This window comes from Streptomyces sp. f51 (assembly GCF_037940415.1).
In the GTDB taxonomy this organism is placed as follows: Bacteria; Actinomycetota; Actinomycetes; order Streptomycetales; family Streptomycetaceae; genus Streptomyces.
Genome location: NZ_CP149798.1, coordinates 4,999,540 through 5,010,865 on the forward strand (window position 1 = coordinate 4,999,540; position 11,326 = coordinate 5,010,865).

Below are 11,326 nucleotides of genomic sequence, written 5' to 3' on the forward strand. Positions count from 1 at the left end.
GCGGAGGCGAGCCGCTGAACACCGGGTGGGCGGGGCGATGTACGTGCCGCCGCCCATCCGGGACCGCGACGGGTGCCCGAGCGGACGCGAGCCGCCGGACCCCGGGTGGGCGGGGTCGGTGCGCGGCCCCGCCCACCCGGAATCGCCCCGTGGGTTCGCGGTCGCCGGGGCGTTACGGCCGTCCGCTGTGCAGGGTCGCGGCGATGTGGGCCGCCGCTGACGACAAGTGGCGCCGGATGTCGCGGAGTTGGTCCTCCTGGACACCGTGGTCCCGGGAGGCGTCACGGATGTCGTCGCGGAAACGGTCCAGCAGCCGGTCGAGATCCCGGGCGGGGTTGCCCGTGGAGTCCTCGTGGGCCCAGGACGGTTCGTACTCGGCGGGGAAGTCCTCCGGGGTGGCCGAGTACTCCGGCTCGGCCGGTGCTCCGGACGGCGTGCGGCCGAAGCCGAACTCCTTGCCGAAGTCCTTCCCCAGGTCCTTGCCGAAGTTCTTCCCGAAGTCGCCGAACTCCTTGGCCAGTTCGGTCAGTCCCTCGCGCACGCCCGTCGGCCAGTCCCCGCGCGCGAAGTGGTCCTGGACCTGGTCCTGGACGCGCTTGGCCATGCGCTGCATCTCCTCCTGGGCCTGCGCGCGGGCCTTCTCCTGGGCCTCCTTGGCCTGGCGGCGGGCACGCTGCGCCTCGTCACGGGCGCGGCGGCTCTCGTCCTTCGCGCGGCGGGCCTGCTCCTTCCACTCGTGGCGGACGCGCCGCATCTCCTCCTTCGCGGCCCGCCACGACTCCCTGTCCTGGAAGTCGTCGGGGCCGCCGGACCCGCCCGCCGGATCGTCGTGCTGCTGGGGCCGGGTGCCGCCCGCGCCTCCGTGGCGCGCCTCCGTGGCCGCCGCCAGCATCTCGCGGCGCAGGTCGCCGGCCGCGCCGCGGACGTCCGCGCGGATCTCCGCCGCGAGCTCGGCCACCGACTCGCGGATCTCCAGCTCCAGATCGGCCAGTTCGCCGCTGCGGTCGGCCAGTTCGGCGCGGCCGGCGTCGGTGATCGCGTACACCTTGCGGCCGCCCTCGGAGGTGTGCGTGACGAGTCCCTCGGCCTCCAGCTTGGCCAGCCGGGGGTACACGGTGCCGGCCGAGGGCGCGTACAGGCCCTGGAAGCGTTCCTCCAGGAGACGGATCACCTCGTATCCGTGACGCGGAGCCTCGTCCAGCAGCTTGAGGAGATACAGGCGCAGTCGGCCGTGGGCGAAGACGGGGGCCATCTCAGAGCACCTTCTTGTCGGTCGCGGAGTCGGCCGGCCGGCCCTCGGCGGTGTCCTCCGTCGTGTCCGGGGCGGCCGGGGCGGACGAAGAGGCCGTGTCCCGGGGGGCGGGGACGTCCTCGTACGGCTCGTCCTCCGTGGGGGGCCTGCGCAGCAGGGCGATGGAGCCCGAGACGGTCATCGCCTTCAGCCTGCCGTTGCCCGCGCCGAGACGGCCGGTGATCTTCTTGGCGCCCCACTGGCCGTTGACCCGCAGGTCCTCGAAGGCGCTGGAGACGCTGCCGCTCGCGGTGTTGGCCTCCACCTCGGCGTCCGCGGGGTGGGGGAGCCGAATGGCGATCTCGCCCGAGACGTTCGACAGCCGGACGTCGGTGGGCGAGCCCGTGGCGTCGAGGTCCACGATCATGGAGCCGCTCACCGACTCGGCCCGCACGGAGGAGCCGGATCCCTCGACGACGGTCAGGTCGCCGGAGACCGAGTTGAAGTGGAGGTCGCCCGTGACCGCCTGGGCCTCCAGATTCCCCGAGACGGTCTCCACCCGCACCGGACCTGAGACGCGGACCAGCGTGGTGTCGCCGGTGACGCCCTTCACCTGGACCCGGCCGTCCGTCCCCGAGACCACGGCGGCGGCACCGACCACGCCGACCTCGACGTGCGTGCCGGCCGGGACGGCCAGGGACACGACGGCCGCGCGGCGCCAGCCCTTGCGGTCGAGCCACTTGAGGAAGCCCTTCCAGGGAAGGTCCTCATAGGCCACCGTGAGTGTGCCGCCCTCCTGCTTCACCTGGAGCGGGGGGCCGTCCAGCTCGGACACCTCCAGCCGGGCGGAACTCTCGTCGGTCCCCACGACGTTCACTGTTCCGTTGACGATGCGTACGTGCAGCGTCTGCACGGGGCCGTCGAAGGCGAGCTTCTTCGGCTCTGTCACGGACCACTCGGACATGGTGCAGACCTCCTCGACCGGACCGGACCCCCGCGGAGCCCGAACTCGACGCGCCATATCGCGTCTCACGTATTCACGATATATCGCGGATACGGAAAGTCAAGACACCCGTTCTGGGGATCATGAGTGCATTGAAACGCGCAATTCGCCCTAAAGTGGGGCTATGTCGACTGCCTCCGGCGCGTCCAGGGACGACCGTCCGGCCCCCGGGGCCCTGCTGCTGTGCCGGGCCCGTCCCGAGTCGGTCGGCCCCGCCGCCCAACTGCTGCGCGAGCGGATGCTGCTCGCCGGGGCAGGACCCGAATGGAGCCTGCTGGTCCCCGAGGGCAAGCCCTGGCAGCACGGCGCGGAACCCGTCGACCGCGTGCTCACGGGATGGGCCGCGGCGCTCGCCGTCGGCGCGACCTGGCCCGTGCTGGCGCTCTGGTGGGACACCGACCGCAGCGGTTTCACCCTGGCCTCGGGCTTTCGCCGCACCGTGGGCTACGAATGGCTGGCCAACGGCACCCCCGTCGGCGAGGACGAGGCGATGCGCACCTTCGCCTCCCGGCTCGGCCTCGACCCGGTGCTCGACATGCAGGCGCTGGAACCGCTGACGCAGCCCGACCCGGCGGTCGACGCGCACGCGCGCGTGAGCGGGCTGTTCGCCGTCCTCACGCGCGCGGGGGTGATTCTTCCCGCCGGGGTCGATCCCGGGGAGCCGGCGGACCGGCTGCTCGACGCGGTCCGGATCCGGCCGGACGCCGAGCAGATCGAGTGGACCGGCTGGCGTGCAGCCGTGGAAGCCGAACTCGACGTCGTCGAGAGCGGAGGTCTCGGGCCCTGGCTGCGCGGCCCGCGGGCCCGCAACCTCTCCGCGGCCCAGCTGGCCGTCGGTCTTCCGCTCACCGCCTGGGGGATCCGGCGCCACAGCGGCGGCTGGATCGTCGCCGGAGCGCTCCTGATGCTCCGTGGCGTCCTCGGGCTGGCCTACGACCATCTCCGCGCCTACGACTGAACGCCTCCGCGCGGGGTGCGGCGCCCGGGTTCCCGCCCTGGCCTGCGGCGCCCGGGTTCCCGCCCTGGCCTGCGGCGCCCGGGCTCCCGCCCTGGCCTGCGGCGCCCGGGCTCCCGCCCTGGCCTGCGGTGCTCGGGTTCCCGCCCTGGCCTGCGGTCCTACTCGTCGTCCTCGTCCTCGTCGTCCAGCCGGGCCAGCCAGGTCGCCAGCCGCTCCACCGGCACCTCGAAGTCCGGGTTCAGGTCGACGAACGTACGCAGCTGCTCGGCGAGCCACTCGAAGGTGACCTCTTCCTCGCCGCGCCGCTTCTCAAGTTCCTCGATGCCGCGGTCGGTGAAGTACATGGATGGTGCTCCGTGGGTGAAAGGGAAGTGGAACGCTGGGAAAAGGATAGGCGGGGGCGGGGGGCCCATGAAGGGCCTCTGTCGTGCACGGGCCCCTGCGGCTAGCCTGCAAGGTCGGCTCGAACCACGGGGGCGTGGGGGAACGGGGGATGCCATGAGCGACGCGGTGACGCGCATCGCACGGATCGAGATGCCCGACGGAACACCGGTGTGGGCCCGGATCTCGGGCGCGGACGAACTGGAGGATCCGGGCGGCGAGCTGTCCCTGACGGACGTCGGCTTCGCGGAGCGCGTCGAGGCACAGGTCGAGAGCCTGCACTCCCTGATCACCGGTGTCGCCCGCTCGCTCGCGGCCCCGCTGCGGGCGGTGCGGCCCGACGAGGTCGGCGTCGAGTTCGGCATCGAGCTCACGGCGAAGGCCGGCAAGGTGGTCGGGCTGCTCGCGGACGGCGAGGCCAAGGCGGCCATCACGGTGACGCTCACCTGGAAGGACGGCGGCCCCCCGGACCTGACCGCACCCACGGACCCGCCCCCGCCCTCGGCACCCGGTACGCCCCCGCCCCCGGGCCCAGCCTCGCCCCCGGGTCCAGCCCCGACCCCGGGTCCAGCCTCGCCCTCGGCCCCGACCCCGGCCCCAGGCCCAGCACCGGGCCCAGCCCCAGCACCGGGCACGGGCCCAGCCCCGGCACCGGGCACGGGCCCAGCCCCGACCCCGGGCACGGGCCCAGCCCCGGCGCCCGGTACGTCCCCGCCCCCGGGCCCAGCGGCAGGCGCGGGCCCGGCCGCGGACGGCCCCGCCCCGCGCGCGGGCGCGTCCCCCGGCGCTCCGGCGCATGGTGGGGCCATCGGTCCCGCCGGTGGGGGCGGAGCATGACGGACGGGCACGCCCCGGGCGCACCGGGCGGCCCGGGGAACGCTCACCGTGCGCTGCGTGACCTGGTCATGGCCGCCACCGTACGCATCCATCGCGCGGGCCCCGGGTATGCCCTGGACGAACCCGGCACGTTCCTCGGGAGCGGCTTCTTCATCGCTCCGAACTGGGTTCTGACCTGCGCGCACGTGGTCCGGAGCGGGGAGGGGAACGAGGTGAGGGTGGTGTACGAGAGAGGGCCGGGCCGCGGCACGTCCGCCGTCACCGGCGAGGTCGCCACGGTTCTCCCGGACCGCGCCGGGCTCCCCGCGCGCGGCACCTGGCCGTCCCCCGACCTCGCCCTGGTGCGGCTGCGCGAGCCGGTGGACCACGACTGCGCCTACGTCACCGAACGCCCGGCCGCCTACTACGAGGAGTCGGTCGTCCTCTACTCCGGCTGGTCCGTGGTCGGCGGCGAGCTGCGCCGGCTCAGCGGTACCTGCACGGTCCAGGGCACCCTCGGCGGCTGGTCGGACGACGAGCAGATCCGGCTCGGCGGCGACGTGCTGCCGCCCGGCGTCTCGGGCGGGCCGGTCGTCGACCCCGTACGCGGTGAGGTCGTCGGTGTCCTGAAGTCGCGCACGGACCGGGGGCTCGGCGGCACCTGCACGGGCGTGGAGCAGTTACGGTCCCTGCCGGTGCCTGACGGGGAACCGGCCGCCGAGCACGACGACCCGTACCACGCCGTCTTCCACGCCCACGACCGCTACCACCGGGACCGGCAGCGCCACCCGGACACCGACCGCGGCACCTGGGCCGACGTCCAGAACCAGCTCGGCGCCCGGCCGGGCCGGGCCCTCGGCCCCGAGGAGCGGACCCAGCTGCTCGGCCGGCTCGCCGACCTGCCGCCGCCGGTCAGCACCCGCGCCCTGCTCGGCCTGCTCGAATCCCTGCTGGGCGACCAGGCCGCGATCCCGCATCCGGCCCCGCGCGGCTGGCGCGACGGGCTCGGGGCGCTGTACGAGAGCCCGCGCCAGGACGCCTCCCTCGATCTCGTCCTCGACTACGCCATGCGCGCGATGTCCGCGGAACGTCCCTTCGTCACCCCCGGCACCCGGGCCGCCGAACGGGCGCTGTGGGAGTGGGTGCGGCAGACCGCCGAGGGCCGTCCGGGCCCCGCGTACCGGCGCCGCCTCGGCCAACAGTGGATCGAGCGGCTCCAGTTGGCGCCCCGCGGCCCCTCGGCGGCGGAAGCAGAGGCGGCGCACACCGCCGCACGCGGCGCCGACCGTGCGCCCCGCCTCTTCGTCCTGCTCGAACTGGAGCAGCTGGGCTGGGAGCCGGGGCGCTGCGACTGGCACGTCTCGGTGGGCCGGCCGACCGGCGAGGTGACGCGGCTGCGCGACGGCGAGCGCACCCCGCTGGAGGAACTGCCGGCCGTGCTCGCGCCGCATCTGACGGAGGCGTTCCGCCAGTGCGACGAACCCGGGCGGCCCGCCGACCTCCAGGTGGCGCTGCCCCATCTGCTGCTCGGACTCGACGTCGACGCCTGGCGGTTCGGGCCCGACGAGGCACCGCTCGGCGCCCGCAGGCCCGTGGTCGTGCGCTGCGCCGACCGGGAACAGCTGCCCGACCCGGCCGGCACCGCCGCCCCGGACGCCGGGCCGCTCCCCGCCGACGAGGAGCAGCGCGAGCGCGAGGCCCGCTGGCGGTGGATCCACGCGCACGGCGCCCAGGCCGAGGTCCTCGACTGCGAGGACGGGTTGCGGGTACCGGTACCGGCCGCGGAGTCGCTGCGCGGACTGCCGCACAAGACGATCCCGGTGCTCTGCCGCTACGGCGACCACCGCTTCGAGGACGACCCGGTGGCCATCGTCCGGATCGTGCACGGCGGATACGGCGTCGCGCTGTGGCGGCGCTGGCGCGGGCAGTCCGACGCGGTCTGCGGGGAGTTCCACCGAAGAGCCGGTGACACCGTGGCGGGCGCGGGCGGCGCCGACCGTCTGCCGGAACTGGTGCACGCCCTGCGGGCCGGGCTGAGCGAGGGCCGGCCCGAGACGTACTGGGCCCACGGGATCGCCCTGTTCTACGACGATCCGCGCCGTCCCCTGCCCGGGACCGGAGACCTGCTGGAGGCGCCATGACCGCAACGGCCGACCCGCTGTCGCGTGATGTCCGAAGCAGGCCGAAGTGGGCTGCCGTGAGCCCCTCTTGGGACCTTACGGGGTCCTTCGCGGATCGATACGGTGAGGCGACGATCGACGGCCGCCGGTGTGGACGAGTGACGACGAGGACTGGGCAATGACCGATTCCAGCGAGTGGCTCATCTACCGGGGCGCGGGCGAACCCCACGACGGCCTCGACCGGCTTCCGGCCCCGCCGCCGTGGCGCGACTTCGCGAGCCGGCACGCCTCCTCCGCCGACGGCGACGGCTCCGAGGACCGCAGGCTGGGCGCGCACCGGCATCTGGCCGAGCTGCACAGGCCCGGCGCCGAGGAACTCGAAATGATCAACGCGGCGCTCTATCTGCGCCGGCCCCTGCTGGTCACCGGCAGCCCCGGCGCGGGCAAGAGCACCCTCGCGCACTCGGTGGCGTACGAACTCGGCCTCGGCAACGTCCTGCGCTGGCCGATCGTCAGCCGGTCCACCCTCCAGGACGGGCTCTACCACTACGACGCGATCGCCCGGCTCCAGGACGTGCAGCTCGCCGCGCCGCACGGAGCCGACCCGGCCGCCCCCGGAGCCCCCGGTTCCGTCGAGGGCATCGGCAGCTACATCCGGCTCGGCCCGCTCGGCACCGCGCTGCTGCCCTCCGAGACCCCGCGGGTCCTGCTCATCGACGAGCTGGACAAGAGCGACATCGACCTGCCCAACGACCTGCTGAACGTCCTGGAGGAGGGCGAGTTCGCGATCCCCGAGCTGGAACGCGTCGCCGACAGGCTGCCCGGCGGCGAGGCCGAGGTGCTCACCGCCGACGGCACCAAGGCGCGGGTGCGCGACGGCCGGGTGCGCTGCCACGCCTTCCCCTTCGTGGTGCTCACCAGCAACGGCGAACGCGACTTCCCCGCCCCGCTGATGCGCCGCTGCATCCACCTGGAACTGGGCCGCCCGGACCACAAGCGGCTCGCCACCTTCGTACGCGCCCACCTGGGCGACGAGGCGGCGCGCGCCGGGGACGATCTGATCACCCACTTCCTGGAGCGCTCGCGCAGCGAACTCGTCGCCGCCGACCAGCTGTTGAACGCCATCTACCTCACCGACGCCGCGGCCCCGCCCAGCCGCGACCGGCTCGCCGACCTGCTCATCCAGCGACTCGACCGTCCGAGGTGACGCGCTGATGCCCGGCGGCGACCCGATCGCCGAACTCATCGCCCGGATACGGCGGACCGGGCTCGACCCCGACGCCCGGCAACTGGCCGACGCGCTGTGGCTCGCGCGCTGGTCGCGCCCGACGGACTCCGCCGGGAGCGAGCAGGGGAGCGGCCCCCCGCCGGCCCGCGGGACGGCCGCGGAGGACCCCGCCGTCGTACGCCCGGACCCGCGCGCGGACGAACGGCCGCCGCCCGGCGACGGACCGGGACCGGCCTTGCGGGATCACGGGACGGAGCGGCGTGTCGCGCTGTACCCGGTGCCGCGCGACGGCTCGCCGCGCGGATACGGGCAGGGCCGCTCGGCGGTGCTGCCGGTCGGCGTACCGGCCGCGCCCGCGTTCCCCTCCCCCCTCGAACTCCAGCGCGCACTGCGCCCGTTGCAGGGCTACCGCACCGCGGCGCCACCCCTGCGCAGCGTCCTCGACGAGACCCGCACCGCCGAACGGACCGCCCGCGCGGGCGGACTGGTCCTCCCGGTGTTCCGCGGGCTGACCCGCGCCGACGCCACGCTCCAGCTCGTCCTCGACGCCTCCTCGTCCATGCGCGTGTGGGACCGCATGTTCGCCGAACTGGAACAGGTCTTCGGCCGTCTCGGCGCCTTCCGGGACATCCAGGTCAGCCATCTCCACCAGGGCCCCGACCAGGAACCCGCCGTCAGCCGCAGCCCCGAGCCCGGCGCCGCGCCGCTGCACTCCGCCGACCGGCTGAGCGACCCGACGGGCCGCCGCGTCACCCTTCTCGTCAGCGACTGCGCCGGCCCGCTGTGGCACAGCGGCCACGCCCACCGGCTCCTGCACCACCTGTCCGGGCTCGGCCCCGCCGCCGTCCTCCAGCCGCTGCCCCAGCGCATGTGGAACCGCACCCGGCTCCCCGTGTCCTACGGCGAACTGACCCGCGGCGAGGCCCTCGCGGGCGCCGCCACGCTGAAGGTCCGGCTTCCCGCGGGCACCCCGCCCGAGGCTCGCGGCGGCGCGCTCCCGGTGCCCGTCCTGCCGCCCGAGCCCACCGCGCTCGGCGCCTGGGCACGCCTGCTGTCCGGGGCGGGCGCGGGGGGCGTGGCCGGTGCCGTCGGCTGGGTGCGGGGACACCACGAGCCCGCCCGGAGCACCCGGCCGGGACGCCGGATGTCCGGGCTCGAACTGGTCAGCCGGTTCCGCTCCAACGCCTCCAAGACCGCGGGACGGCTCGCCGGCTATCTCGCCGCGGCCCCGCTCAGCCTCCCCGTGATGCAGCTCGTCCAGCGCACCATGCTTCCCGACTCCGGACCCTCCGAACTGGCCGAGGTCCTGCTCAGCGGCCTGGTCTCACGCGCCAGGACCGAGGAGTACGGCGCCGACGGCACCCAGTGGTACGAGTTCGCGCCCGGCGCGCAGGAGGCCCTGCTGTCCCCGCTGGGACTCGACGAGGCCATGCTCGTGCTCAAGCACTGCTCCGAGTACATCGAGCAGCGCTTCGGCAAGGGCGGCCCCAACTTCCCCGCCCTGGCCCTCGCACAGCTCGGCGAGGGCGGCTCGGGACCGCCGTTCTCGCCCGGCGCCGGATACCCGGGCGAGAACGGGGACAACGGCGGAGCCACCCTCGTACCCCAGCCCTTCGCCGAGGTCGCCGCACGGGTGCTGGAGCGGTTCATGCCCCTGCCGGAACACTTCGCCGGCTACGCGCCGGCCCGCGGCCCCGACGGTCCGCCCGACCAGCGGCCCACCCACCCCGCGGTGCTCCGGGCCCGCACGCTGGCCGGCCGGTTCGCCGGCGACGGCATGGTGCAGGACCTCATCGACGCCGTACAGCTGCTGCGCGGCGCCACCGAACACGAGGAGCTTCCCGGCGCCGACCCGGAACTGTGGGCCGAGTACGCCAACTGCGTCCTGCTGCTGTGGGAGGTGCAGGGCGGCGCCGACCTGCTGCGCGAGGCGGAGGCCGCCGCCGAACGCGCCGTCGCGCACCCACGGGCCCTGCGCGAGAGGGCCGTCCTGGCCCGGGTCCTGCACGCCGCCGCCACCGACCGCAGACGGCGCGGCGACCGGCGCGGCGCGCTCGACCTGCTGCAACGCGCCGACCGCGAGTACGCGGTGGCCTGCGCAGCGCCCGACCTGGACGCCGCGGAGGCCCTGCGGCTCACCCTGGAACGGGTCCGGGCCCTGGAGGCGCAGTGGCGCCTCGGCGGCGACAGCGCGCTCCTCCAGGCGGCGGTCGGCATGCTGGAGGCGTTCGCCGACGCCTGGCCCGACCGGCGGAGCCGCCCCTCGGGACTCCCGCTCGCCCACGGCCGGGTCCTGCTGCGGCTTTCCGGCGCCACGGCCGACCACGAACAGGCCAGGCTGTACGCGGAACAGGGCGCGCGCTCCCTGCGCGCCGCACTGGAGACCGGCCCCGGGGACGTGCCCGCCGCCTCCGCCGCGTCCTCACGCGTCCGCATCCTCCTCGACCTCGTCGACGCGCTCCTCAGGTCCGGCGGCGCGCTGGACGACGCCCAGGCGCATGTCGACGAGGCGCTCGGCCTGACCCGCGAACAGGGGCTGCGCTCCGCCCTGTCGGTCCGCTCCGGGCGCATCCACCTGGCCAGGTACGCCGATTCGGGCGACCCGCGCGAACTCCAGGACGCCGCAGTGCGGTTCGAGCAGGCGTCCCGCGGAGTGCCACGGGACGCCCCCGCGCACGCGGACGTCCTCGCCGAATGGGGCGAGGCCCTGCTGCGGCACGCCGTGCTCGACACCGGACGCGCCCCGGGCGAATCGCTGGCCCGGGCCATCCGGGTACTGCGCGACTGCCGTACGGAGACGCCCGCGGGCAGCGCCGAAATCGCGCACCGGCTGCTGCTGCTGGGCCGCGCGCTGATGCTGCGCTACCGCGCCCGCGGCGACCGGGTCGACCTGCGCGAGGCCGAGCACCTCTTCGGCCTCGCCGCCCTGGAGGACGGCCCGCCGCTCACCACCGCCCGCTGCTGGCTGGAGCTCGGGCAGGCGCAGTTCGAGGCGTACCAGAGCCTCGGCCGCAAGGCACGGCTCGACGAGGCCATCGACGCCTTCCGGGCCGCGGCGGAGTCGGCGCGCGAGGCCGAGGAGGAGGCCGAGACCGGGCGCACGCGCCAGGAGGCCGTGGAACTGGCCGCTCGGGCACAGCACTGGCGGGGTATGTCCTATGAAGCGGCGGCGCGCCCGCGTGCCGCGCGCGAGGCCTACCGCGCCGCGCGGACCGAGTGGTCCCGGCTGCCGGACGGCGTCGCGAGCACGGGTGAGCCGACGGCCAGGCAGACGGCGCAGCGGCTGGCCGAACTGGAGTGAGAACGCCCGCAGGCGGCCGCCGGGGCGGAGTCGGGGAAGGCGAGGGAGACGACATGGGCGTACGGGACGACATACCGGACGGCACACAGGAGCGCGATGCCGCGGGGGAGCGGCGGCCGTGGTCACCGGGCCCGCCGGATCCCGCGGAGCTCCCGGACCTGCTGGACCTGGACCTCGCGGAGCTGAGGACCGTCCAGCATCCGGTGCTGGCGGAGGTGCTGGCCGAACTGCGGACGCGGTCGGGACAGCCCGGCGAGATCCTGTGGGGGTTCAACAGCGCCTTCTGAG

Annotated in this window: 8 protein-coding genes and 1 pseudogene; 6 read left to right on the forward strand and 3 right to left on the reverse strand. The window is 75.1% G+C overall.

What is annotated here, in order from left to right; translation table 11 throughout:
* Window positions 1–172 precede the first annotated feature (172 nt).
* Complete coding sequence (locus WJM95_RS21950) at window positions 173–1,252, reverse strand: helix-turn-helix transcriptional regulator (RefSeq protein WP_339131429.1); 1,080 nt, start codon at window positions 1,250–1,252, stop codon at window positions 173–175.
* A gap of 1 nt (window position 1,253) precedes the next feature.
* Entirely contained in the window at window positions 1,254–2,195 is a 942-nt protein-coding gene (locus WJM95_RS21955) for a DUF4097 family beta strand repeat-containing protein (RefSeq protein ID WP_339131431.1), read from the reverse strand.
* 163 nt (window positions 2,196–2,358) lie between these two features.
* Between WJM95_RS21955 and WJM95_RS21960 the strand changes: the two genes are divergently transcribed.
* Entirely contained in the window at window positions 2,359–3,192 is an 834-nt protein-coding gene (locus WJM95_RS21960; protein WP_339131432.1) for a hypothetical protein, read from the forward strand.
* Window positions 3,193–3,350: 158 nt separating this feature from the next.
* Here WJM95_RS21960 and WJM95_RS21965 read toward each other — a convergent pair whose 3' ends face one another.
* Window positions 3,351–3,536, reverse strand: a complete 186-nt coding sequence (locus WJM95_RS21965; RefSeq protein WP_007266501.1) for a DUF6104 family protein — start codon at window positions 3,534–3,536, stop codon at window positions 3,351–3,353.
* Window positions 3,537–3,690: 154 nt separating this feature from the next.
* Here WJM95_RS21965 and WJM95_RS21970 point away from each other — a divergent pair.
* From WJM95_RS21970 to fxsA, 5 genes and pseudogenes are all read left to right on the forward strand, one after another.
* A pseudogene (locus tag WJM95_RS21970) lies at window positions 3,691–4,047 on the forward strand (CU044_2847 family protein); the annotation flags it as partial.
* A gap of 359 nt (window positions 4,048–4,406) precedes the next feature.
* Window positions 4,407–6,530: a trypsin-like peptidase domain-containing protein gene (locus WJM95_RS21975; protein WP_339131435.1), complete on the forward strand. Its 2,124-nt coding sequence runs from the start codon at window positions 4,407–4,409 to the stop codon at window positions 6,528–6,530.
* A gap of 157 nt (window positions 6,531–6,687) precedes the next feature.
* Window positions 6,688–7,716, forward strand: a complete 1,029-nt coding sequence (locus tag WJM95_RS21980; RefSeq protein WP_339131437.1) for a MoxR family ATPase — start codon at window positions 6,688–6,690, stop codon at window positions 7,714–7,716.
* Window positions 7,717–7,723: 7 nt separating this feature from the next.
* Window positions 7,724–11,038, forward strand: coding sequence for an SAV_2336 N-terminal domain-related protein (locus WJM95_RS21985; RefSeq protein ID WP_339131438.1), 3,315 nt, complete (start codon window positions 7,724–7,726; stop codon window positions 11,036–11,038).
* 53 nt (window positions 11,039–11,091) lie between these two features.
* Complete coding sequence (gene fxsA, locus WJM95_RS21990; protein WP_339131439.1) at window positions 11,092–11,325, forward strand: FxSxx-COOH cyclophane-containing RiPP peptide; 234 nt, start codon at window positions 11,092–11,094, stop codon at window positions 11,323–11,325.
* Window position 11,326: the final 1 nt, after the last annotated feature.